This window comes from Acidovorax sp. GW101-11A03, assembly GCF_059424825.1.
The window spans coordinates 1-21,799 of record NZ_JBWKZU010000057.1 but is presented as its reverse complement, the minus strand read 5'-3'; the positions used below and the strand labels follow the sequence as shown (position 1 = coordinate 21,799).

The window sequence follows — 21,799 nt, the reverse complement described above, 5'->3', positions numbered from 1 at the left end:
CGGCCGGTGGCTATGTGTGCCCCTCACCCGTACCCGCGCCTGCGGCGGCCCGACCCGCATCGCCCTTGTGCGGCGCGCGCGAGCGCACTTGGTACCCCGCAGACAGCAGGTGCACATCCCAGCGCTGCTGCACCGCCCCCCAGATGCCTTTGGGCAGGAACAGCGCGAACAGCATGGCAATGGCGCCCAGGCCGATGAGGTAGAGCACGCCCTGCCCGCCCCACAGCGTCTCTACCGCAAAGAAAAGCAGCGCGCCGAGGATGGGGCCTTCCATGGTGCCTATGCCCCCCACCAACACCATGAAGATCATGTAGGCCGTCCACTGCACGCTGAAATAGGTCTTGGGCTGAAAGCTGATGGACGTGGCCAGCCACAGCCCGCCAGCGATTGCGCAGCCAAAGGCCGACAGCACAAACACCAGCCGCTTGATGGCCACCACACGCACCCCGAGCGAGATGGCTGCTGTCTCGTTGTCGCGGATGGCCTGCGCGGCCGTGCCCACCTTGCTGCGCAAGAGCCAGAACACCCCCCAGCACAGCCCGGCCATGGCAGCCAGGGCCGCCCAGTAGGTGTAGGCGCGGCGGTCGTCGGCGGCGTACTGCTGCAGCGCAATCATCGAGGTGCCGGTCTCGCCCTGCACCAGGGTGTCCAGGTTGACACACAGGTGCGCCAGCGCGGCCACCACCCACATGCCGATGGCAAATTCGCCGCCCTGCAGCCGCAGCATGAACACGGCCAGCGGCACTGCCACCACGGCCACCAGCATGGCACCCACCAGCAGCGCAGGGTACGGCCCCAGGCCCGCATCGGCCAGCCGCACCATGGCGTAAGCGCCGAGCCCGAAGAACGCCTGGTGGCCAATCGACACCAGCCCCGCGTAGCCCGCCAGGGCGTTCCACATCACGGCCAGGATGACGTAGATGAACAGCGTGGTGAGCCGGTCTACCGTGCCCGCCTGCAGCCACAGCGGCCCCAGGCAAAGCGCGGCCAGCAGCAGGACGGTGGCGCTGGCGAAGGCGATGGACGCGCGCGTCCAGCGTTCGATGACCCAGGGGGATGCACCCGTGGGTACGAAAGGTGCAGAAGTGATGGGAGCAGTCATGGCGCGGCCCTGCGGCGGGAAGAGAAGAACCTGCGCAGCGCGTCGCTCGCGTAGAGCCGGGCCAGCAGGATGACCAAAAAGGTGGCGTGCCCGGCGATCAGAAAACCCTGGGGATGCACCTGCGCCCCCAGGTTCTGCGCCACGCCCAGCACCACGCCGCCCAGCAAGGTGCCCCACAGCGAACCGGCACCGCCGATGATGACGGCCTCAAACGCAAAGATCAGCTGCTGCGGGCCCGAGAACGGATCAAATGTGGCGCGCAGGGCCAGCGAGGCTCCAGCCAGCGTGACGGTGACCATGGTAATGGCCGAGGCCGCCGCAAACACCGTACCGGTGCGCACGCCCACCAGGCGCGCGGTGTCGGCGTCTTCGGATGCCGCGCGGATCTGCCGCCCCAGCGCCGTGTGCGCCAGCATGGCGTGCAGCCCGCCCAGCAGCAGCACCGCCAGCACCAGCACCAGGGTGGGCAGCTGCCCCACGTAGAGGCCACCGGGCAGTTCCCAGCTGTCGTAGGCCAGCGTGCCGATGGACGTGGCCAGCGACCGCGTGTCGGCACCGAAGTGCTGGAACAACAGGTTGTCGATCACGCTGGCCAGGCCAAACGTGGCCAGCAGGGGCACCAGGGCGCCCAAGCGCGCGCTGCGCTCCAGCACCAGCTGGTGCAGCAGCCAGCCCAGCAGTGCCATGGCAGGCACTACCGCCAGCAGGGCCAGCAGCGGGTGCCAGCCCAGCGGCTCGGCCAGCAGCCACAGCAGGTAGGCGGCCACCACGGTCAGGCTGCCGTGGGCCAGGTTGATGATGCGCATCACCCCGAACATGAACGACAGCCCGCAGGCCAGCAAGGCGTAGTAACCGCCGAGCAGCAGCCCTTGGATAATTTGATTCAGCAGGTTCATGCGGCCTCCTTGTAGGCATGGCGGGCGTTGCTGACGTCATGGGCGGCCTCGGGCCGCTGCGCGCCAAAGTAAAACGCGGTGATCTGCGCGCGGGTGAGCTGGTTGGCGGGCGCATCGGCCACCACGCTGCCTTCGAGCATGCAGGCAATGCGGCTGGCCACGGCCTGCACGCGCTGCAGGTCCTGCTCGACCAGCAGCAGCGTGGTGCCCTGCCCCACCACGCCGCGCAACGCGTCGTACACGCCCTGTACGGCCAGGGGCGAGAGGCCCAGCGAGACCTCGTCAAGCAGCAGCACGCGCGGGTTGGTCATGAGCGCGCGGCCAATGGCCACGGCCTGCTGCTGCCCGCCCGACAGCTCGCCCGCTTTTGCATTCAGCTTGGGGGCCAGCTGTGGGAAGGCGTCCAGCACAGTGTCAAAACTCCACTGCCCCCGCCGCCCGGCTGCGCGTGCCACCAGCAGGTTTTCGCGCACCGTCATGCCCGCAAACAGGCGCCGCCCTTCGGGCACCAGGGCCAGGCCTTCGGCCACACGCTCGTTGGCAGGCATACGGGTGATGTCCACACCGTCCCACCGCACCGTGCCGCTGCTGGCGCGGTGGGCGCCGGCCAGCGTGCGCAGCAGCGTGGTCTTGCCCGCACCGTTGGCCCCCACCAGGGCCAGGATGTCGCCCTGGTGCACCTGCAGCGACACATTGCGCACGGCAGGCAGCTGCCCGTGGTGGGCGTTCAGCGCATCAATGCTCAACAAAACGCTCATGCTGCCACCCCGCCCAGATAGGCCTCGACCACCGTGGCATCGCGCAGCACGGCCTGCGGGTCGCCGCTGGCAATGACCCGCCCGCCATCCATGCACACCAGGCGCGTGGCCACTTGCAGCAGCACATGCACCATGTGTTCGATCCAGACGATGGCGATGCGCTGGCTGCGAAGGGTGCGCACCAGGTCCACCAGTTCACTCGCCTCGGCATCGGTCAGCCCGCCGCCGATCTCGTCGAGCAGCAGCACCTGAGGGCCGGTGGCCAGCGCGCGCACCAGCTCCAGCCGCTTGCGGCCGAGCAGACCCAGCGTTTCGGCACGGCGGTTGGCCAGCGCCTCCATGCCACACAGGCGCAGGCACTCCATGGCCCGGTCACCCGCGTCGCGGGCATGCAGGCCTGCGCCGTGGGTGGCGCCGGTGAGCACGTTTTCAAACACCGTCATGCCCAGAAACGGACGGGGCACCTGGTGGGTGCGTGCGATGCCCGCACGGCAGCGGTCTGCCGCGCTGCGGGCGCTCACATCCACACCCTGGAACCAGACGGCACCCTGGCTTGGCGCAAACGCTCCGGCCAGCACGTTCAGCAGCGTGGTCTTGCCCGCACCGTTGGGCCCGACGATGCCCACGGCCTCGTCACTGCCCACCGAAAAATCGAGCTGATCCAGCACTTTGAGCGCACCAAATCGCATGTCGATGCCCTGCGCCTGCAGTAGTAACGGCTGCTGCTGTGGCCCGCCCGCTGGCGGGCTCCCAAGGGGTTGTGGATGTCGCATGGAGATCAGCTGTAGGACTTGAGCGCCGCCGCCACGGGGATGTTGCGGTCGGTGGCGTTTTCGGTGACGAGCAGGTCGAGCTTGAACTTGCTGCCCGCTGCGGGCTTGACCCACTGCGCGCCCACCACCGGTGTCACCGACACATTGGGCACAGGCCCCTTGGCAAAGTCCACCGGGCCTTGCATGGTGGTGGCCTTGAGCGTGCTGATGGCCTTGGCCAGCGCCGCCTTGTCGCGCGGGTTGGTGCTGGCCTTGAGCGCCTCGGTGCCCGCATCGAACAGCGACATGGTGGAGCCCAGCATCTGCGTCCACTGCTTGCCGGTGCTGGCCTCGTACGCATCGGCCAGCTGCACGCCGCTCTGCCCCGTGAGCGGTGATGCATACGGGAAGGTTTTGTGCCAGAAGCACCCTGCACCCAGGTTGATCGCCAGCGGGCCCAGTGCTTCGACCTGCGAGGGCACGAGGCCCGTCTTGGCGATCTGCGCGATCTTCACCATGCGCGTGTAGCCCTGCTGCGCTGCCTGCCGCCAAAAGGTGGCGAAGTCTGGCGGAATGGGGAAGGTGTTGAAGATCTCGCAGCGCTCGGCCTTGAACTTGGCAATCTGTGCCGAATAGTCGGTGGTGCCGTTCTCGTACGGCCCGGCGTCCACCACGGTGAAACCCGCCTTGGCCAGCTCGGGCGCCAGCGTGGCGCGGATGGCATTGCCATCGGCATCGTTGGGGTACAGCACGCCAATCTTCTTGTTGGTGGGCAACGCCGCAAACTGCGAGGTGTACGACGTGGTGAAGCTGCCGCCGCCAAACGAGAAGTGGTACGTCCACTTGAAAGGCGACGGCGCGCCGGGCTTGGCGCCCCGGCCAAAGTACCAGGCCTCCCACGGCATCACGGTGGACAGGCAGGGCACGCCTGCCGCCTCGCACGCATCCGACACCGGGTTCACCGTTTCGGGTGTGGTGGTGGTGAGCATGAGGTCGATCTTGTCGGTGTTGATCAGCGCCTTGGCCAACTGGCTGGCGCGGGCCGGGTCGGACTGCGTGTCGCGGTCCAGGATCTCCACCGCGTACTTCACGCCACCAATGGTCAGGCCCGCAGCCAGCGTCTTGCGCACCTGGGCCAGGATGAAGGTGTCGGTCTCACCCAGGGCGCCCAGCGGGCCGGTGCGCGGGCTGATGAAGCCCACCTTGAGCACGGGCGCAGCGCTGGCCGCCTGCGCCCACAGCGGGCCGGCGCCCAGCGCCAGGCCGCCAGCGCCTGCAGCGGCGATCAGCCCACGGCGCGAGAGGGTGGGGGATGCGGCCTGTGCTGCATGGATGGCCTGGTCGGTCAGCTCGACCTGTGTAGCGGTCACGGTGGGAGGAAGTACGTTTTTCATGGAGATTCCTTCAATCAGATGAGATCAGTCGTCGGCCTGTACGGCGCGCAGGCTCACGCCCCGGCCTGTACCGGTGGGGCGCGGCCAACGCGTCGGCCTTTTGGGGTGGTGGGGGTTGGGCGCCGCTGCGCTATGCAGCCGCAGCCACTGCCGTGCGCTGGTGCGCGGCAATGAACCGCCCCGCCTGCTCCAGCGAGGCCAGCGCTTCATCCAGCACGGGCGCGAACAGCTGCCAGCAATGCACCATGCCGTCCCACACGGTGCAGTCCGCGTCCACACCCGCCGCCTTCAAGCGCGCGGCCATGGTCACGGCATCGTCGCGCAGGCGCTCGCGGCCACCCACCTGCAGTTGCACGGATGGCAGGCCCTGCAGATCGGATCTGTAGAACGGGGTGACGGTGGGCGAACGCACATCGCCACTGGGCACATACATGGCGTTGAAAAACCCCATGAGTTCGCGCGTGATGAACGGGTCGTCCACCGTGTGGTGGGACGCGCCTTCGGACGCCAGGTCCAGCGCGGGCGACAGGGCCACGATGGCTGCAGGCAGGGGCAGGCCCAGGTTGCGGGCATGCACTGCCGTGGACAAGGCCAGGTTGCCGCCCGCCGAATCGCCCATCAGCGCGATGGCCGACGCGGCATAGCCCTGGTCCAGCGCCCACTGGTACGCGGCCAGCGCGTCGTCGTGCGCAGCGGGGGCTGGGTGCTCGGGCGCCAGGCGGTAGTCCACATTGAGCACCTGCGCGCCGCAGAACTGCGCGAGGTACGAGCACAGCGCCCTGTGTGATGTGAGCGAGCCGAACACAAAGCCGCCCGCGTGGTAATAGATGACCAGCTTGCGCGGGTTGGCCTGCAAGGTGCTCAGCAACTCGGCTGCCATGGTGCCGCCTGCGCCGTTGGGGATGCGCAGCGCCTGAATGGGCAGCCCCTGGGCCAGGGGCATTTGCGAGTTGCTGGCGTCAAACCACGCGCGCAGTTGCGCGGGGGTGGCTTGCGGTGGCGGTGGGTTTTGTGCGGCCATCTGCAAGATGGCCTCCAGCTGTTGTGCGGACATGTGCGGCCCCTTCGCTCAGAGGTAGGTGGAAGCGAGCCCGCCATCCACCGGCAGGTTGATGCCGCTCACCCAGCGTGCCGCGTCGCTGCACAGGAAGGCGATGACGGGCGCCACTTCGTCGCTGAACGCCGGGCGCTTCATGCGGTGGGCGTCCTTCTCCACCCGCTCCTGGCCCAGCATCTGCACAAAGTCGCCCAGGATGGGCGTGAACACCGGGCCGGGGGCCACGCAGTTCATGCGCACACCGCGCTCCATGAAGATCTTTTGCGACTGGGTGTAGGTCCAGACGATCAGCGCTTCCTTGAAGTACTGGTAGCAGGTCTCCTGCGGCACGGGGTGGGCGGCCAGCCACTTGGCGCCTTCGTCAAAGCTGGTGGTGGCACCCAGTGCGCGGTGCAGCTCCAGACGCTGGGGCCACTCGGCCCCCAGGATGGAGGAGATATTGACGATGGAACCACCCTCGCCCATGCGTTCCAGCACGCGGTGTGTGAAGTGGCGCAGGCCCAGGTAGTTGACGCGGCCGACCAGCTCGGCGGGCGATGTGCCGGGCACCCCCGCAATGTTGGCCAGCGCATCCACCTTGGCAGGCAGCTGGGCCACGGCATCGTTGATGGCGGCCGGGTCGCCCAGGTCCACCTGCACAAAGCCGTCGAGCGTGAGCGTGGGCGCATTGCGGTCCACACCGATCACGCGGGCGCCCTGCTGGCGGGCAAGCTTGGCAAAGTCTGCGCCGATGCCGGAGCAGCAGCCGGTGACGACGATGGTTTTGTTGTGTAGGGTCATGAAAGTTGTCTCCTGATTTTTGTGGGGGGGGCACAAGCCCTCGGAGCGGCCCAACCGCACCGAGGGCTTGCGATGTCAGAACGGGAATGCGGGTGGTGCGTCCTTCACGGTGATCCACTGCCACTGCGTGTATTCATCAATGTCAGCAGGCCCGCCCACGCTGCCCCCGTTGCCACCCACACCGGGGCCGCCAAAGGGGTTGGTGCATTCATCGTTCACCGTCTGGTCGTTGATGTGGACCATGCCTGCGCGCAGGCGCTGGCCGATGGCCATGGCGCGGCCCACGCTGGGGCTGATGACGGCGGCAGCCAGGCCGCCCTGGCTGGTGTTGGCCAGCTGCACGGCCTCGTCGTCGGTGCGGAAGGTGACGAGGTTGGCCACCGGGCCAAAAGGCTCTTCGTCAAACGAACGGACGCCGGGCTTGACGCCCGAGAGCACCGTGGGCTTGTAGCAAAGCCCTTCGTAGGTGCCGCCCGCTTCGAGCTTGGCGCCCTGGGCCACGCTGTCTTGGATGACCTGGTCAAAGCGCTGCAGTTGCTTGGCATCGATCATCGGCCCCAGGGCCACTTGGCCGCTGGCGCCATCGCCCACGGGCAGGTGCGTGGCCTTGCCCACCATGCGTTGCAGGATGCCTTCGGCAATCGACTCGTGCACCAGGATGCGGTTGGATGCCATGCAGATCTGCCCCTGGTGGAACCACGCGCCAAACGCGGCGGCGCTGGCGGCGGCGTCCAGGTCGGCGTCTTCCAGAATGATGAGGTTGTTGGCCCCGCCCAGCTCCAGCGACACCTTTTTCAGGTGCTGCCCCGCCAGCGCGCCAATGCGGCGGCCCACCGTGGGCGAGCCGGTGAAGGCGATCATGGGCACGCGCTCGTCCACCACCAGCGCCTCGCCCGCCTCGGCATCGCCGGGCACCACCTGCAGCAGCCCCTTGGGCAGGCCCGCTTCTTCAAACACGCGGGCCATGATGAAGCCACCGCTCACTGGCGTGCGCGTGTCTGGCTTGAGCACCACCGCATTGCCCAGCGCCAGCGCCGGGGCCACCGAGCGCAGGCCCAGGATGAGCGGGAAGTTGAACGGCGAGATCACCCCCACCACTCCGTGAGGCACGCGCCGCGCCATCGACAGGCGGCCGGGCGTGCTGGGCAGCACCTGGCCCTGGGCCTGCATGGGCAGGGCTGCGGCCAGATGACACAGCGTGATGGCCTCGCGCACCTCGTGCTGGCCCTTGGGCACGATGCCTCCGGTTTCGCGGGCCACCGCCATGGCCAGCTCGTCAAAGTGCTGCTCAAAAATGCTGGCCGCACGGTGGAACACGGCTGCACGCTCGCGCGGCCCCGTGGCCGCCCACGCGGCCTGGGCCTGCTGCGCACGGCCAATGGCGGCCTGCATGTCGGCCGCACTGGCAATGCCCACGCGGCTGAACACCTGGCCCGTAGCGGGCTCCACCGCATCACGCGCCGTGCTCAGCGCGGTAGACCATGCACCATCAAAGGCCTTGCCCGCCCACAGGCGGTTGTCCAGCAGGCCTGGTTTTTCTGAAACACCCATTGCATTGCTCCTTGGTTGAAATCAAAACCCACCGCATGGCTGCAGCGGCGTGGTCAGAAATTGCAACGGGCGTACCAGCGCCGCCTGCCACCAAGCCCCAAACCGCCTGAAAAACGGGCTTTTTGAGAGGGAGCGCTACGGACTTTCCCTAGGCCAAAAAACTGCTGGCACGGGCGACTTTTTGCCACCAAATAGTTACCATTCATAAACAAATGGCACTGCAAAGATTGATCAAATGATCACTTTTTGATCACTTTCTGATCCACCACCGGAGGCCCCCATGCCGAAGCGCCGCATCTCTCTGGCCGACCTGCACCGCACCGCCGTGGGCCAAGGCCAGGCCTTGCTGGGCACCGTGCCTGCCGAAGCCCCCCGCGCCCTGGGCGGGTTTGACACCCATGGCATCAGCCAGCACACCCACCCCACGGTGGCCGACATCAGCGAATGCCTGTTCTTCTCCCCCGGCGACGGGCGCATCTGGCTGCAAGACCAGCGCATGATCCTGCTGCACTCCGAGGCCCTGGGCTCGCTGCGGCGCGAGCTGATCGACAGCATTGGCCTGGACAAGGCACGCGGCCTGCTCACCCGTGCGGGCTATGTGAGCGGCGCGCGCGACGCCCGCCTGGTGCGCCAGCAATGGCCCGACGCCGAACCCACCGCCGCCGCCATGGCAGGCACGCGCCTGCACGCGCTGGAGGGCGTGGTGCAGGTGGAGGTGGTGCATGCCCGCTACAACGCCGAGCTGGGCGAATACGACGGCGAGTTCATCTGGCACAACTCCAGCGAAGACGACGAGCACATCGCCGCCTATGGCGTGGGCGGCTCGCCCGCGTGCTGGATGCAGGTGGGCTACGCCACAGGCTACGTCAGCACCCTGTTCGGCCGCATGATCGTCTTTCGCGAGGTGGACTGCCGTTCCTCCGGCGCAGCGCACTGCCGCGTGGTGGGCAAATCGGCCGAACTGTGGGATGACCCCGAGCAAGACCTGTTCTACCTGAACGCCCAGGACTTTGTGGGCACCCCGCCCGCAACGCTGCCCCCCTCCATGCCAGAAGGCGCGCGGGCCAAGACACGCACCACCTACCTGGGCGTGCCACCGGGCAAGGCGGCATCCGGCAACGCAGGCACCGCCGCCGACCCCACGGCAAACGCCACCATGGTCGGCGCGTCATCCGCCTTCAACGCCGCCTGCCACATGCTGCAGCGCGTGGCCCCCACCGCTGCCACCGTGTTGTTCACCGGGGAATCGGGTGTGGGCAAGGAGATGTTTGCCAGCATGCTCCACCGCATCAGCCCCCGCAGCAGCCAGCCCTTTGTGGCCATCAACTGCGCGGCCATCCCCGAGACGCTGGTCGAGAGCGAACTCTTTGGCGTGGAGCGCGGCGCCTACACCGGCGCAGGCACATCGCGCCCCGGCCGGTTTGAGCGCGCACACGGCGGCACCCTCTTCCTCGACGAAATCGGCACGCTCAGCCTGGTGGCCCAGGGCAAGCTGCTGCGCGCCCTGCAAGAAGGCGAGGTGGAGCGCGTGGGCGGCACCCGCACCGTGCGCGTGGACGTGCGCCTGGTGGCCGCCACCAACGTGGACCTGCGCCAGGCCGTGCGCGAAGGCACCTTCCGCGAAGACTTGTTCTACCGCCTCAACGTCTTCCCCATCCACCTGCCCCCGCTGCGCGACCGGCGCGACGACATCCCCCTGCTGATGAGCCACTTCCTGGCCCACTACCAGCGCAAGCACCAGCGGCAGGTGCCCGGCTTTAGCCAGGCGGCCGTGAAGGCGATGTTTCACTACCCCTTCCCCGGCAACATCCGCGAGCTGCAGAACCTGATTGAGCGGGCGGTGATCTTGGCGACGGATGGCGAACCCATTGAGCCGCACCACCTGTTTGCAGGCGGTGAGCAAAGTGGCGGCGGGGTGATGTCGCTGCACTTGCAGGGGAACAGCGGGGGGACGTTGCATGCGCAGGGAGTGGCGGGTGTGGGGGCTGCTGCGATGCAGGGTCCGCAAGCCGCAGCGAGTGCGCGGGCTGGTGTGGCGCTACCGCCAGCCGCTGCGCCGGTGGTGGCACCGCTGCACCAGGCGGAAGAGCAAATGCTGCGGCAGGCGTTGCAAAGCGCGGGGGGGAATGTGGCGCTGGCTGGGCGGTTGCTGGGGATTAGCCGGGCGACGATGGCTTATCGGGTTAAGAAGTTTGGGATTGGGTGGCGATGACGCGAAGTCGGGCTGCACAAGTGCGACTGCGAAAACCCATCTTCAACGGTCCAAAAAGGTCGCATCTGCCTTCAGAACAACTAGCGGTACAACTGCTCGACTTGAACGATGGGTTGACCCGTCGAATGGCGTGTTGAGAGAACTAACCAACCATTGCAGCCTCGTCATGAACGAATACACCAAATATCTCTCCGTGAAATCTGCGCTCGAAGATCTTTTTGGAAGTGGTGCGTGGTACGCACTGAAAGAATCCAATCACCTCGGAACTTGGCGTAAATATGCAGACCGGACATTAAAAGCGGTTGAGCTATCCGTAAGAGACTCCGTAGAGATCTATGACGACGAATGGATGCAGGAGGTGTCTCGATGTTTACAAAACGGCAAAAAGGATCTGGATCTGGCAGATTCGATAGATGAGATCGTTGGGGTACTGGCTGGAACCATGATCGAGATGTCCTTCATTCAACTTGGCCACATGCCCAGACGAAAAGGCACTCCGGGCCCCTATCCCTTGAGAAAAGGGGAGTGGAAGATGAACGGCTTTCGCTCAGTCGCCTATCTTCAAACCAGAGAGCAGAAAGAGGACCGCTTCTTGTCGTTGCAACGTAAAGAAGTCGGCTTTGATCGACAGCTCGACCTCATGGCCGAGTACCGCAGCAGCAAGTCCAAACTCCCATACTCTGAATGGTGTGCCAAGAAATCTGAAGGAACGGAGTAAGACGCCTTCTCGTACTTGCAGCAATCTCTCCACGCTGCGGTAGTCATGTCTGACGAAGCCAGCATTGGAGTTCTGGCCCAAATGCCTGCTAGCGCTTGATAGATCGGCGTATGCGGTATCAAAATCATAGCAAACCACGCTGCATTCACGATAGCAGCCGGTCATCTGTGTAAACGTAGAAGCTGCCCACTCTTCTCACTGGCAACCCTTCCCGCATCTGCAGCTTGTTCCAGCGGCACCGGCAGTCGGGCGACCAATCTCGGCACCGTTGACCAGGGTTGCAAAAGTTGAACTGACGGTACCTGGGTGCCGCACACTCTCAAATTATGCGAAACATATACAATTCAAATACGTTTCGCTTAAAGGCAGCACCCATGGGCATAGTCAAAATTTCCGACCAGATGCACGAAAACCTGCGTCTGGCCAGTACGGCGCTGAGCCGTTCCATCAACTCACAGGCCGAGCACTGGATGCGTGTAGGCATGCTGGCCGAGATGTACCCCGACCTGGACCACCGCGAGATTTGCCAGATGCTGGTGCGGGCCGAGCTGGCGGGTGGGCTGGACGTGGCGCTGGCGGCGCGGGGTGAGCTGGACAGCAAGCCTGCTGCAGACGCTCCCACCGCACGCGCCAGAAAGCAGCCGCACTGATGGCACGCGCTGACCGTGGGGTGCCGATCCGCTCGGCTGAAGAACTCGTGATGGCGCGGCGGGCCGCGCAGCTGGCGGCCGAGGTGCTGGCCATGATCGAGCCGCATGTGGTGCCGGGCGTGACCACCGACGCGCTGGACCGCCTGTGCCACGACCACATCGTGAACGTGCAGGGCGCGCGGCCTGCCAATGTGGGCTATCTGGGCTACCCCAAGACGGTGCTGACCTCGGTGAACCACGTGGTGTGCCACGGCATCCCCTCGCCCCAGCAGATGCTGAAGAAGGGCGACATCGTGAACATTGATGTGGCGGTGGAAAAAGACGGCTGGTACGGCGACACGAGCCGCATGTTCTGCGTGGGCACGCCCAGCGTGCTGGCCCAGCGGCTGGTGCGCACCACGTACGAGGCGCTGTGCGCAGGCATCCGCGAGGTAAAACCCGGCGCCACACTGGGCGATGTGGGCCATGCGATTGCCACCGTGGCGCAGCGCGAGAACTTCAGCGTGGTGCGCGAGTACTGCGGCCACGGCATTGGCACCGTGTACCACGATGAGCCCCAGGTGCTGCACTACGGGCGGCGCGGCCAGGGGCTGCGGCTGGAGGCGGGCATGGTCTTTACCATCGAGCCCATGCTGAACGCAGGCCAGCATGAAACCAAGGAGCTGGCCGATGGCTGGACGGTGGTGACCAAGGACCGGTCGCTCTCGGCCCAGTGGGAGCACATGGTGGCGGTGACGGACAGCGGCTATGAGGTGCTGACGGCGTGGCCGGGAGGCACGGGGGCTTATCCGGCGGTTTAGCCAAACTGGCGCTGCAAAGTGGGTGCAGAGCCCAGCGCCCTTGCGGGGCCAGGGAACATCAGGCGCTGGGCAATTGCAGCGGGGCCCAAGCGGCCATCACATCGAGCTGCTTCTTGATCCAGTCGGCAGACATCATGTTGGCGCCCCAGTGGTGGATGCGCGCCACGCCCTCCCCCATGTTCCACAGGTGCCGCAATTGCACGAAGAGCGGCAAGGCGGCGAGGTCGGCATCGGTGACAAGGCCGCCCCCCGCGCGGTAGCCAGCCAAGTACTGCTGCCAGCGCTTGAGCAAGGCGTCGTCAGGCTCCATGGGGGCCTTGCGCGGCAGGTTCGACCACAGCCACACACACAGGTCATAGGCCAGGAACCCTGGCCCGGCGTCGTCAAAGTCAAAGAAGGCGGCGCGCTGCACACCATCGGCATCGGTGGTCACATGGTTGTTGAAGCCATGCGTGTCGCCGTGGCACATCACGCGGGTCAAGGTGCCCTCAACTTCCGCCAGCTCGCTCAGAAGGCGCTCAATCAGTTGCCAGTAGGCATCGAGCACGGCAGGGTCCAGCTCGGGATGGGCGGCAAGGTAGTCCAGCGTGCGGCCTGCAAGATGGTGGCCGTCCAGCACATAGCGGCTTGCGGGGCCTGCGTAGCTTTGCGCGGCGCGGTGAATCTGCGCCAGCGTGGCGCCGGTCAGATGCAGTTCTTCGGGCGTATCGGGCACGGCGCCATCGCAGTGGCGAAACAAGACCAGCGCACGCGGCCCCTCGGGGAACGGCAGGGTAATGCTGGCAGCACCGTTCGCAGCCAGCACCGGCGTGGCCACGCCCACGCCCTGTGCGTGCAGGTGGGCCAGCAACGCGACCTCAAAATCCACATTGAACGCGCCACGCGGCCGAATGGCGCAAAGCCGCGCCACGTAGCGGCTGCCTTCCGTGGCCCGCACAGCGTAGTTGTCGTTGAGGTTGCGGCGGATCAGGTAGCACTGCTGCACTGGCAGGCCGTAGTGCCGCGCCACCCAATCACTCACGGCAGAGGCAGCGGCTGTGGTGTGGGAGACAACCAGGTTGAGGTCACGGGAGGTGGGTGAAAGCATGCGGCATTCTCCATGGATGCAGCATGAAGCACCCGTGCGACGCGGCTCGACAGGGTTGCACCCCGACGTTTTGGCTGAACTACTCAGGCTGGTACTAGCGGGAAAACAGCCACGTCACAAAAAAATACTAAAAAGGGCTGCCACCGCCCGCTGGTATTGAGCTATCAGTATCAAAACCATAGCAATCCACGTCGCCATCACCACGGCAGCTTGTCGCCGCTGTAAGCGTAAAAGCACCCCGTTTCCTCCACCGGCAACCCATCCAGCACCCGCAGCATGTCGCCCGCCGCATCCGCCGCCGGGCGGCCTATTTCTGCGCCATTGAAAGGGGCCGACAACGCTGAGTTGACGGTGCCTGGGTGCAGCGCCACCAGCACGGCCTGCGGATGGATGCGGGCCACTTCGATGGACGCCGTTTTGACCAGCATGTTGAGCGCGGCCTTGCTGGCGCGGTAGCTGTACCAGCCGCCCAGGCGGTTGTCGCCAATGCTGCCCACCTTGGCCGAGAGCACGGCCAGCAGGCCGCGCCCCTGTTTGGGCAACAGGGGGGCAAAGTGGGCCAGCACGAGAGCGGGGCCGAAGGTGTTGGTGCGGAAGGTGGCCTCCATCTGCGCGTAATTCAACTGGCCCAAACGCTTTTCAGGCATGCCGTGGGGGCCGTGCAACAGGCCTGCGGCGTGGATGATGCAGTGCCACGGGCCTTGGGCCTTGAGCTGCTGGGCGGCGGCGGCGATGGTGGCTTCGTCATCCAGATCGACCGCCGGGCTGGTGTGGCGGCCCAGGCCCACGGCCAGTGCGCAGCGCGGATCAGCCTGCAGGTGGGCGAGGAAGGCACTGCCGATGGCACCAGTGGAGCCGATGACGATGGCGCGATAGCCCTCGGGCAATGACTGCAAAGAGGTGAACGGGCTTGCGCCGGGTTGTGCTTGAGACATGGCTTGGCTCTGCGGTGAAGGTGTCGCTGGGTAGTTCGGCAAGCGGGCTACAGCGCATCCAGCCGCGTGCGCAGGCTGGCCGCATGCTCGCGCAGCGCATCGAGCTGCGGGCCCTGCATCTTCTGCAACTGGCGGTACACCATGCCAAGGCGGAAGTTGTTGCCCAGCGTGCCTTCGTTGCGCGCAAAAAAGTCCCAATACAGCGCGTTGTAGGGGCAGGCGCGGTCACCCACCTTGAGCTTCTTGTCGTAGTGGCAGCCGCCGCAGTAGTCGCTCATGCGGTCGATGTAGGCGGCGCTGCTCACATAGGGCTTGGTGGCCAGCAGGCCGCCGTCGGCAAACTGGCTCATGCCCACGGTGTTGGGCACTTCTACCCATTCAAAGGCGTCGATGTACACGCCCAGGTACCAGCGGTGCACGGCGGCCGGGTCAAGCCCCGCCAGCAGTGCAAAGTTGCCGATGACCATGAGGCGCTGGATGTGGTGGGCATACGCAAACTCCAGCGACTGGCCCACGGCGTGCTGCATGCAGCGCATGCGGGTCTTGCCCGTCCAGAACCACTCCGGCAGTGATGTGCTGTGGCCCAGGGCGTTGCGCTCGTCGTAGCCGGGCATGTGTGCCCAGTAGATGCCGCGCACGTATTCTCGCCAACCGAGGATCTGGCGGATGAAGCCCTCCACCGCAGGCAGAGGTGCAGCGCCTGCGTGGTAGGCGGCTTGGGCGCGTTGCACTACCTCTTGCGGGCGCAGCATTTTGGTGTTGATGGCAAAGGACAGCAGGGAGTGAAAGAGCCTGCTGCTCTTTGTGCTCATGGCGTCTTCATACGCGCCAAAGTGCGGCAGCGTGGTGGTGATGAAGTGATCCAGCCAGGCCAGCGCCTCGGCCCGGTTCAGCGGCCAGCGCAGTGCATGGGCCTGCGGGTTGCCAAAGCTCTGCACGCCTGCGGCCTGGATGGTGGCCCACAGGGCGCTGTGGTCGTGCGTGGGGCGGGCGTCGGGCGGCAATGCGGGCGTGCCGGGCCAAGGCTTGCGGTTGTCGTGGTCGTAGTTCCATTGGCCACCTTCGGGCTCGCCAGCCTCGTCGATCAGCACGCTGTGGCGCTGGCGCATGCGGCGGTAGAAGTGCTCCATGAGCCACTGCTTGCGGCCTTGGAACACCTCGGCCATTTCGGTGCGGGTGGTGTAGAAGTGCTCGCTGCTGACGACCTGCACGGCAAAGCTTTGCTGTGTACCCCAGGTGCGCAGTTGCTCGTCCAGCCGCCATTCGTCGGGGTACTGGTATTGCAGCGTGTGCGCACCGTAGTGGGCCATGAGGGCGGCCAGGTTGTCAGGCACCGACTGGCGGTTGCTGGCATCGTCAATCGCCACGTAGCGCACGCGGTGCCCCGCCTCGCGCAGATGCCGGGCCAGGTCGCGCATGGCGGCAAAGATGGCGAGGATTTTTTGCGCGTGGTGCAGCACGTAGTCGGTCTCTTGCCGCACTTCCATCAACACATAGACCACGCCCTCGTCCTGCGTTGCAAACCATGAATGCTCGGGGTTGAGCTGGTCGCCCAGAAGCAGGCGCAGCGTGTGGGCACGCTTTTGGGTAGAGGGTTGTGGCGTGCTCATGCCGTGCCCCATAGGCGGCGGTAGCTGCCTTCGGCATCGTGGTCTTGCGCCTGCTTGATGGGGTTGAAGCGGCGGCCCCCGCGCGGGTCGGTGCCGCGCCCGGCGATATAGAGCCAGTTGGCCTGGTTGCTGTACACGTCGTAGTCCACCAGTTGCGATTCAAACCACGCGGCGCCAGCGCGCCAGTCGCTGTGCAGGTCGTAGATCAGGTAGCTGGCCACCACTTGGCGCAGGCGGTTGCTCAGATACCCGGTGGCGGCCAGCTCGCGCATGGCGGCATCGACCAGCGGCTCGCCGGTCTCGCCCCGGCACCATCGCTCAAAGCCGCGCGGGTTGTGTCGGGCGGGTGGCAGTTCTGACAGCCCACGCGCTTGGTACAGGGCTGCGCCGTATTGCAGATGCAGCAGCCGAAAGTAGTCGCGCCACAACAGCTCAAACCACAGCCAGTAGGTGCCATCGTTGGCACCGTGGTCGCGCTCAAAGGTTTTTAGATCGGCATAGATCTGGCGCGGCGAGAGCGCCCCCGTGGCCAGCCAGGGCGAGAACTTGCTGGAGTAGTCCAGCCCCGTGAGTCCGTTGCGCGTGGCCTTGTAGCTGTGGGGCAGCTTGCGGGCAAGGTACTGCGCCAGGTGGGCCAGCGCGGCGGCCTCGCTGCCATCGCAAGCAGGCGTGCCGTAGGGGAAGGACGAGCGGGCATCGCTGCCCTGGGGCGGTGTGGGTTGCTGGATGCTGGCAGCGCCCTGCTCTGCGCCCACGGCCTGCAACACGGGTGCAGGCACTTGGGGCGGCGGCAGCAGCAGGGCGGGTGCTTGCAGTGGTGCAGCGGGGGTGATGCCTGCACGCTCGATCTTTTGGCGAAACGAAGTGAACACACCGGGCAGGTCAGAGGCAGGCCAGGGCATGCGCGCCGGGGGCAGCAGGTTGCTGTGCCAGACGGTGCGCACCTGCAGGCCTGCTGCGCGCAGTGCGGCCACCTCGGCCTGCTCGTAGGGGGCTGCGATGTCTTCGCACACTACGGTGGTCGCACTCACGGCCTGGGCCAGTTGGGGCAAGGCGGTGGCGGGTGGGGTCTGACAGATCAGCAGCGGGTTGCCCAATGCACTCGTCTGTTGATGAAGCCCGCGCAGTGCTGCAGCGGTGAAGGCGCGCCGGTGTGGGCCCACACGGGCAAATCCCCAGGGCGTGGATTCATTGGGCGTTGGCAGGCACACCACGGGCAGCAGGTGCGTGGCACCGCTGGCGAGTGCCGCGTGCAGCGCGGGCTGGTCGAGCAGGCGCAGGTCATTGCGAAACCAGAACAGCACGGTGCTCATGCAGCGCCCTCCTCTGCTGCCTTGCCCGCACGCTTGCGTTCGTTGCGGCAGCGGTCGGAGCAGTACTTCACCTCGTCCCACACCTTCTCCCACTTCTTGCGCCAGGTGAAGGGCAGGCCGCAGTGCATGCACTGCTTTTGCGGAAGGTCTGATTTTTTGCGCATGCGCATGGCGGGCCTGTGGGTGGGTTACGCAGGCAGCAACACCTGCTGCGCCAGCGCACGCCCGCTGAGCCACGCGCCTTCGACCTTGCCGCCGTGCAACCAGTCGCCACACAGGCCCAGGCGCATTTGCGCATCCCACCAGCTGCCCTGCGTGAGCGCGGGTTCAGTGTCGGCATAGCGCCATCGGTGGGCGGTGGCCGCAACGGGCGCAGGGCCCCCGAGAGCTGCAAAAGCGGCGAGCAGTGCGGCCGTAACGGCATCGGCACTGTCTTCGATATGGGCCTCGCTCCACTCGGCGCTGGCGTGCAGCAGCCAGGTTTCTTGCCCCGTGCGGCCGGGTTTGCTGCTGTCGCGCGCCACCCAGCGCAGGGGGCCGGTGTTGATGAACGCACCCTCCCACGGCAGGGCCACAGGGCTTGCGTAGCGCAGCATCACAGCCCAGCTGCCACGCATGCGTGCGCTGGCGGCCAAGGCGGCACCTGCAGGGGCCAGGGGCGCCAGCAAGGGTACGGCCTGCGGGGCGGGCACGGCCAGCAGCACGGCGCTGTAACGCGGGCTGTGCAGGCCATGTTCTGCCGAGGTGATGGCCCACCCGCCCTCGGTGTGGTCCAGCCGCTGCACGGTGGTTTGCCACTGCGCCAGCGCAGTCGCGCCCAGGTGCTGCACCAGCCAGGCGGCGGGCGAAGTCATGCGCGGTGTGCCCACAAACCGCTCCAGCGGGGTGGCCGGGGTGGTCCAGGCGTTGCCGTCAAAGCTGGCCAGCCGGGCATTCCACAAAGCGGCCACACCGGCCTGCTGCCAGCGGGCCACCTCGGCGCGGAAGGCAGGGTCGCGGGCGGTGAAATACTGGGCGCCGTGGTCGCACTGCCAGGGGCCGTTGTCGTCTTCAGCGCGGCGGGTGCTCATGCGGCCAGACGGGCCACGAGACTTGTCGAACACATGCACCGTGTGGCCTGCCTGCAGCAGCGCCTGCGCGCACGACAAGCCTGCCAGGCCTGCGCCAATGACGGCGATGGTTTCTGGCGTAGCAAGGCTCATGGTTGTGGGTCGGTTCGTTCATGGGTCACCCAGATCAGCGCCTGGGTGTCGATACCCAAGGTCTTTGCACGGGCGATGAGTTGTTCGCGCACGCCAGGGGGCAGCTGCTTGGTGCGCGACAGGATCCAGCAGTAGCTGCGGTCCGGCCCGACCACCAGCGCCCACTGGTAGTTGGCGTCCAGCGCGGCCACGTGGTAGCCGCCGTAGAACGGACCAAAGAACGACACCTTGAGCGAGGCGGTGTTGGCATCGCCGGTGAACAGGGCCTTGCCCTCGGCCCGGCGCCAGTCGTTCTTGCCGGTGTCAAAACCCCGGTTGAGCACGCGCACGCTGCCGTCCGCCTGGCGCTGGTAGGTGGCGCTCACGTCTGTCATGCCACGTTCAAACGAATGGTCCAGCCGGGCCACTTCGTACCAGCGGCCCTCATAGCGGGCCAGGTCAAACGGAGTGACGGGGGTGATGCCCTCGGGTGGGCGGGTGGACGAGCAGCCGCTCAAGGCAAGCGCCGCCACGGCCAGCCCGAGCCAGGCGCAGCGGCGGAAGCAGGATAGGAAGAAGGGCATAAATTACCAATTGGTCACAAAACAAACCAATTGGTATTCTGCCACCGCAAACGCTGCTGTGCCCAAAGCCCGGCAGCAGCGGGTGCCATGGCCCGCCCGTAAACTCTGCCCATGACTTTTCAAATCACCGTTTACTCCAAATCCGCCTGCCCCCAATGCGATTCGGCCAAGAAGCTGCTGCAGTCGCGTTCGCTGCCTTTTGAGGAAATCAAGATCGACGACGAGGCAGAGCGCCTGGCGTTTTATGCCAAGTGCGGGCCTTCGGTGCGGCAGATGCCGCAGATCTTCATCAACAACCAGCGCGTGGGTGGGCTGGCGGGGCTGCAGGCTGCGCTGGCGCAGATCGGCCAGTGACACCCGCTTTCGTCCCTCCCCTGGTTATTGGTACTTCGCAGCGGTGATGAACTCGCTGAAGGTTTCGCACCACACGATCACGGTGTTGAACTTGGCCGGGTCCACGCCCTGCGGCAGCGGGACGATGAAGTTGTTGAACGTTTTCACATCACCCACACGCAGCATCTGGGGCTTGAGGCGCTTGAAGTCTGCCTCGGTCTCGACAAACTCGGGCGACAGGTAGAGCTTGTAGTCCGGCCCGGGGGCAAGCTTGCCCACCAGGCTGATGGCCTGCGGGCTGATGGACACGGCGCCTTCGCCCCAGTGCAGGGCGTCGCTGTCTTTCAGGTCACGGCGGAACGTGGCAGTCCATTGCGCAGCGGGCTGGCTTGACTGGATTTGCTGCAGCGTGGGGGCGTCGGGCGCGATCAGGATCGGCAGCACATACACACCCAGCGCAAACCCGATGACCAGGGTAAGCAGGTGCGAGGCGATGAGCAGCAGAGGTTTCATGGCAACGGGTTCAGTGGACTGAGCCCAATGTACTGCGCCGCGCCCTCGCGTTCAACGCTGCGCAGCTCCCCGCTGTCCGCTCAGGATGCGCGGGCCAGAAAGCCATCCACCAGTGCGTAGTGCTCCGGCACATTGAGCGCGGGCGCGTGGCCGCAGCCGGGCACCTCCACCACCTGCGCCAGGCCGCGCGCGCCGGGGCCCCGGGTCAGCATCTCGGCCGTGGTGTCGCGCAGCACCAGATCCGACTCTTCGCCACGCAGGCACAACACGGGGATGTCGAGTGCGTCGTAGTGGTCCCAGATCAGGTAGTCGTTGGTGTGGTGGGTGAACTGCTGCACCATGGCCGGGTCGTAGTGCGGCGTCACGCGGCCGTCGGGCAGGCGGCGCGTGCTGCTCTCGGTCAGCAGGCACCACTGCGCATCGCTGAGCCAGCCGTAGGGCGTGTAGACCTGACGGAAGAACGCCTCCAGCTCCCGCACGGTGTCGAACGCGGGCGGGTGGCCTGCATAGGCCTTGATGCGCTCCAGCGCGGCGTCGGCCAGGCGCGGGGCGTTGTCGTTGAGCAGCAGGCTCTGGATGCGGCCCTTGAGCTGCGGCTGGAACAGGCCCGAAGCACACACGGTGCCGATGGCGCCGCCCATCGACGTGCCCACCCAGTGCGCTTTCTCAACACCCAATTGGTCGAACAGATCGGCCGCAATGCGTGCGTAGAACGACAGGCGGTACTCGTCCTGCGGGGCACGCGCCCACTGGCTCAGGCCCCGGCCCAGGGTGTCCGGGCAGATCACGCGGTAGCGCGACGCGAGGTGGGCCGCCAGCGGGTCCATGTCGCGCCCGGTGCGCGCCAGGCCGTGCCATGCAATCACCACCGGGGCATCTGCCGCACCCCATTCCGTGTAGTGGATTTCATAGCCAGCGCAGGTGGCGTAGCGTGATAACGGAGTCATGGTGGGCAACCTTGAGAGTCAGTGGAAGGGTGCAGGCTGCGTACAAAACAACCTGTGGATCGATAGCGGCTCACAAAACTCAGCGAAGCGGTCCTGGCTAGGCGTCGCGTCGCAGACAGTACTGGAAGTACGGCAAGACGCGACAACGACGCCAGGAGAGTTTTTTGAGCCGCGTTCATTTCATGAGGCGGCCATTGCTGCCGATTACGGTGACCTCGACATACCGTGAGCCGATGCGGTTGGTGGGCGAATAGCCCAGGGTGATGCCGCCGAGGTCGTAGCTCTGCAGCGATTCGAGCGCCTTGACGACCTTGGCGCGCGTGGGCGCGGGCCCGGCACGGCGCAGGGCCTCGACCAGCACCTTGGCGCCCAGAAACTGCTCGAAGCTGGTGTAGTTGACCTCGGCCTCGGGAGCGTATTTCTTGAGCAGCGACTGGTATTCGCGCACCACGGGCAACTGGGGCCGGTAGGGGTAAGGCACTACCTGGCTGATGCCCAGGCCGTGCGCGTTTTTCAGGCCCGCCAGCTTGACCAGCTCGGTCGGGTCCACCACCGAGATGTTGTACAGCTGCGCACCCCCGCCCTGCTCACGGTAGCGCTGGATGAAGGCCGCCGCAGGCTTGTTC

General features: G+C 66.2%; 23 protein-coding genes. 5 read left to right on the top strand and 18 right to left on the bottom strand.

From position 1 onward, the window contains the following. Positions 1–10: 10 nt before the first annotated feature. The 8 genes from AC07Z7_RS19950 to AC07Z7_RS19915 all read right to left on the bottom strand — a co-directional run bounded on the left by AC07Z7_RS19950 (position 11) and on the right by AC07Z7_RS19915 (position 8,290). Positions 11–1,102 (bottom strand): branched-chain amino acid ABC transporter permease, encoded by a 1,092-nt coding sequence (locus AC07Z7_RS19950; RefSeq protein ID WP_494767409.1) that lies wholly within the window; start codon positions 1,100–1,102, stop codon positions 11–13. After that, positions 1,099–1,998: a branched-chain amino acid ABC transporter permease gene (locus tag AC07Z7_RS19945; protein ID WP_494767408.1), complete on the bottom strand. Its 900-nt coding sequence runs from the start codon at positions 1,996–1,998 to the stop codon at positions 1,099–1,101. Before AC07Z7_RS19945 ends, AC07Z7_RS19950 begins: the two co-directional genes overlap by 4 nt. Then, the gene (locus AC07Z7_RS19940) at positions 1,995–2,756 is read right to left on the bottom strand and encodes an ABC transporter ATP-binding protein (protein WP_494767407.1); all 762 of its coding nucleotides are present in this window, start codon (positions 2,754–2,756) and stop codon (positions 1,995–1,997) included. Before AC07Z7_RS19940 ends, AC07Z7_RS19945 begins: the two co-directional genes overlap by 4 nt. Further along, positions 2,753–3,529 carry an ABC transporter ATP-binding protein gene (locus tag AC07Z7_RS19935; RefSeq protein WP_494767406.1) on the bottom strand — a complete coding sequence of 259 codons (777 nt, stop codon included), beginning with the start codon at positions 3,527–3,529 and terminating at the stop codon, positions 2,753–2,755. Before AC07Z7_RS19935 ends, AC07Z7_RS19940 begins: the two co-directional genes overlap by 4 nt. Positions 3,530–3,534: 5 nt before the next feature. Next, on the bottom strand, positions 3,535–4,902 hold the full coding sequence (locus AC07Z7_RS19930) for an ABC transporter substrate-binding protein (protein ID WP_494767405.1): 1,368 nt from the start codon (positions 4,900–4,902) through the stop codon (positions 3,535–3,537). A 130-nt stretch (positions 4,903–5,032) separates the two neighbouring features. Then, positions 5,033–5,956 carry an alpha/beta hydrolase gene (locus AC07Z7_RS19925; RefSeq protein ID WP_494767404.1) on the bottom strand — a complete coding sequence of 308 codons (924 nt, stop codon included), beginning with the start codon at positions 5,954–5,956 and terminating at the stop codon, positions 5,033–5,035. Between the two features lie 15 nt (positions 5,957–5,971). Further along, positions 5,972–6,739, bottom strand: a complete 768-nt coding sequence (locus AC07Z7_RS19920) for a coniferyl-alcohol dehydrogenase (protein ID WP_494767403.1) — start codon at positions 6,737–6,739, stop codon at positions 5,972–5,974. A 75-nt stretch (positions 6,740–6,814) separates the two neighbouring features. Then, positions 6,815–8,290, bottom strand: coding sequence for a benzaldehyde dehydrogenase (locus AC07Z7_RS19915; RefSeq protein ID WP_494767402.1), 1,476 nt, complete (start codon positions 8,288–8,290; stop codon positions 6,815–6,817). 280 nt (positions 8,291–8,570) lie between these two features. Between AC07Z7_RS19915 and AC07Z7_RS19910 the strand changes: the two genes are divergently transcribed. From AC07Z7_RS19910 to map, 4 genes are all read left to right on the top strand, one after another. After that, complete coding sequence (locus AC07Z7_RS19910; protein WP_494767401.1) at positions 8,571–10,502, top strand: sigma 54-interacting transcriptional regulator; 1,932 nt, start codon at positions 8,571–8,573, stop codon at positions 10,500–10,502. A gap of 166 nt (positions 10,503–10,668) precedes the next feature. Beyond that, a complete protein-coding gene (locus AC07Z7_RS19905; protein WP_494767400.1) occupies positions 10,669–11,220 on the top strand; it encodes a hypothetical protein in 552 nt (183 codons plus the stop codon). 374 nt (positions 11,221–11,594) lie between these two features. Next, a complete protein-coding gene (locus AC07Z7_RS19900; protein WP_094287431.1) occupies positions 11,595–11,870 on the top strand; it encodes a ParD-like family protein in 276 nt (91 codons plus the stop codon). Further along, positions 11,870–12,670 (top strand): type I methionyl aminopeptidase, encoded by an 801-nt coding sequence (gene map, locus AC07Z7_RS19895; protein ID WP_494767399.1) that lies wholly within the window; start codon positions 11,870–11,872, stop codon positions 12,668–12,670. The genes AC07Z7_RS19900 and map overlap by 1 nt, the downstream gene beginning before the upstream one ends. Positions 12,671–12,728: 58 nt before the next feature. Here map and AC07Z7_RS19890 read toward each other — a convergent pair whose 3' ends face one another. The 7 genes from AC07Z7_RS19890 to AC07Z7_RS19860 all read right to left on the bottom strand — a co-directional run bounded on the left by AC07Z7_RS19890 (position 12,729) and on the right by AC07Z7_RS19860 (position 19,380). Next, complete coding sequence (locus tag AC07Z7_RS19890) at positions 12,729–13,757, bottom strand: phosphotransferase enzyme family protein (RefSeq protein WP_494767398.1); 1,029 nt, start codon at positions 13,755–13,757, stop codon at positions 12,729–12,731. 197 nt (positions 13,758–13,954) lie between these two features. Continuing rightward, positions 13,955–14,692, bottom strand: a complete 738-nt coding sequence (locus AC07Z7_RS19885; RefSeq protein WP_494767397.1) for an SDR family NAD(P)-dependent oxidoreductase — start codon at positions 14,690–14,692, stop codon at positions 13,955–13,957. A 47-nt stretch (positions 14,693–14,739) separates the two neighbouring features. Beyond that, positions 14,740–16,302, bottom strand: a complete 1,563-nt coding sequence (locus tag AC07Z7_RS19880) for a cryptochrome/photolyase family protein (RefSeq protein ID WP_494767396.1) — start codon at positions 16,300–16,302, stop codon at positions 14,740–14,742. Continuing rightward, positions 16,299–17,615: a DASH family cryptochrome gene (locus AC07Z7_RS19875; RefSeq protein ID WP_494767395.1), complete on the bottom strand. Its 1,317-nt coding sequence runs from the start codon at positions 17,613–17,615 to the stop codon at positions 16,299–16,301. Before AC07Z7_RS19875 ends, AC07Z7_RS19880 begins: the two co-directional genes overlap by 4 nt. Next, on the bottom strand, positions 17,612–17,785 hold the full coding sequence (locus AC07Z7_RS19870) for a DUF2256 domain-containing protein (protein WP_494767394.1): 174 nt from the start codon (positions 17,783–17,785) through the stop codon (positions 17,612–17,614). The genes AC07Z7_RS19875 and AC07Z7_RS19870 overlap by 4 nt, the downstream gene beginning before the upstream one ends. Before the next feature lie 18 nt (positions 17,786–17,803). After that, complete coding sequence (locus AC07Z7_RS19865; RefSeq protein ID WP_494767393.1) at positions 17,804–18,817, bottom strand: NAD(P)/FAD-dependent oxidoreductase; 1,014 nt, start codon at positions 18,815–18,817, stop codon at positions 17,804–17,806. Continuing rightward, positions 18,814–19,380 carry a lipocalin family protein gene (locus tag AC07Z7_RS19860; protein ID WP_494767392.1) on the bottom strand — a complete coding sequence of 189 codons (567 nt, stop codon included), beginning with the start codon at positions 19,378–19,380 and terminating at the stop codon, positions 18,814–18,816. The genes AC07Z7_RS19865 and AC07Z7_RS19860 overlap by 4 nt, the downstream gene beginning before the upstream one ends. A 111-nt stretch (positions 19,381–19,491) precedes the next feature. Between AC07Z7_RS19860 and AC07Z7_RS19855 the strand changes: the two genes are divergently transcribed. Further along, entirely contained in the window at positions 19,492–19,734 is a 243-nt protein-coding gene (locus AC07Z7_RS19855) for a glutaredoxin domain-containing protein (RefSeq protein WP_055400446.1), read from the top strand. Between the two features lie 24 nt (positions 19,735–19,758). On the opposite strand, the gene AC07Z7_RS19850 is transcribed toward AC07Z7_RS19855, so the two are convergent. The 3 genes from AC07Z7_RS19850 to AC07Z7_RS19840 form a co-directional block, all read right to left on the bottom strand. Beyond that, positions 19,759–20,226 (bottom strand): DM13 domain-containing protein, encoded by a 468-nt coding sequence (locus AC07Z7_RS19850; RefSeq protein WP_094287412.1) that lies wholly within the window; start codon positions 20,224–20,226, stop codon positions 19,759–19,761. A gap of 80 nt (positions 20,227–20,306) precedes the next feature. After that, positions 20,307–21,173: an alpha/beta fold hydrolase gene (locus tag AC07Z7_RS19845; RefSeq protein WP_494767391.1), complete on the bottom strand. Its 867-nt coding sequence runs from the start codon at positions 21,171–21,173 to the stop codon at positions 20,307–20,309. A gap of 175 nt (positions 21,174–21,348) precedes the next feature. Continuing rightward, positions 21,349–21,799 (bottom strand): ABC transporter substrate-binding protein (locus tag AC07Z7_RS19840; protein WP_494767390.1); only part of this gene is annotated, 451 nt, incomplete at its 5' end.

Coding starts and splice junctions, on each gene's coding strand:
- AC07Z7_RS19950 (WP_494767409.1), bottom strand. CDS start 1,102: ATGACTGCTCCCATCACTTCTGCACCTTTCGTACCCACGGGTGCATCC.
- AC07Z7_RS19945 (WP_494767408.1), bottom strand. CDS start 1,998: ATGAACCTGCTGAATCAAATTATCCAAGGGCTGCTGCTCGGCGGTTAC.
- AC07Z7_RS19940 (WP_494767407.1), bottom strand. CDS start 2,756: ATGAGCGTTTTGTTGAGCATTGATGCGCTGAACGCCCACCACGGGCAG.
- AC07Z7_RS19935 (WP_494767406.1), bottom strand. CDS start 3,529: ATGCGACATCCACAACCCCTTGGGAGCCCGCCAGCGGGCGGGCCACAG.
- AC07Z7_RS19930 (WP_494767405.1), bottom strand. CDS start 4,902: ATGAAAAACGTACTTCCTCCCACCGTGACCGCTACACAGGTCGAGCTG.
- AC07Z7_RS19925 (WP_494767404.1), bottom strand. CDS start 5,956: ATGTCCGCACAACAGCTGGAGGCCATCTTGCAGATGGCCGCACAAAAC.
- AC07Z7_RS19920 (WP_494767403.1), bottom strand. CDS start 6,739: ATGACCCTACACAACAAAACCATCGTCGTCACCGGCTGCTGCTCCGGC.
- AC07Z7_RS19915 (WP_494767402.1), bottom strand. CDS start 8,290: ATGGGTGTTTCAGAAAAACCAGGCCTGCTGGACAACCGCCTGTGGGCG.
- AC07Z7_RS19910 (WP_494767401.1), top strand. CDS start 8,571: ATGCCGAAGCGCCGCATCTCTCTGGCCGACCTGCACCGCACCGCCGTG.
- AC07Z7_RS19905 (WP_494767400.1), top strand. CDS start 10,669: ATGAACGAATACACCAAATATCTCTCCGTGAAATCTGCGCTCGAAGAT.
- AC07Z7_RS19900 (WP_094287431.1), top strand. CDS start 11,595: ATGGGCATAGTCAAAATTTCCGACCAGATGCACGAAAACCTGCGTCTG.
- map (WP_494767399.1), top strand. CDS start 11,870: ATGGCACGCGCTGACCGTGGGGTGCCGATCCGCTCGGCTGAAGAACTC.
- AC07Z7_RS19890 (WP_494767398.1), bottom strand. CDS start 13,757: ATGCTTTCACCCACCTCCCGTGACCTCAACCTGGTTGTCTCCCACACC.
- AC07Z7_RS19885 (WP_494767397.1), bottom strand. CDS start 14,692: ATGTCTCAAGCACAACCCGGCGCAAGCCCGTTCACCTCTTTGCAGTCA.
- AC07Z7_RS19880 (WP_494767396.1), bottom strand. CDS start 16,302: ATGAGCACGCCACAACCCTCTACCCAAAAGCGTGCCCACACGCTGCGC.
- AC07Z7_RS19875 (WP_494767395.1), bottom strand. CDS start 17,615: ATGAGCACCGTGCTGTTCTGGTTTCGCAATGACCTGCGCCTGCTCGAC.
- AC07Z7_RS19870 (WP_494767394.1), bottom strand. CDS start 17,785: ATGCGCATGCGCAAAAAATCAGACCTTCCGCAAAAGCAGTGCATGCAC.
- AC07Z7_RS19865 (WP_494767393.1), bottom strand. CDS start 18,817: ATGAGCCTTGCTACGCCAGAAACCATCGCCGTCATTGGCGCAGGCCTG.
- AC07Z7_RS19860 (WP_494767392.1), bottom strand. CDS start 19,380: ATGCCCTTCTTCCTATCCTGCTTCCGCCGCTGCGCCTGGCTCGGGCTG.
- AC07Z7_RS19855 (WP_055400446.1), top strand. CDS start 19,492: ATGACTTTTCAAATCACCGTTTACTCCAAATCCGCCTGCCCCCAATGC.
- AC07Z7_RS19850 (WP_094287412.1), bottom strand. CDS start 20,226: ATGAAACCTCTGCTGCTCATCGCCTCGCACCTGCTTACCCTGGTCATC.
- AC07Z7_RS19845 (WP_494767391.1), bottom strand. CDS start 21,173: ATGACTCCGTTATCACGCTACGCCACCTGCGCTGGCTATGAAATCCAC.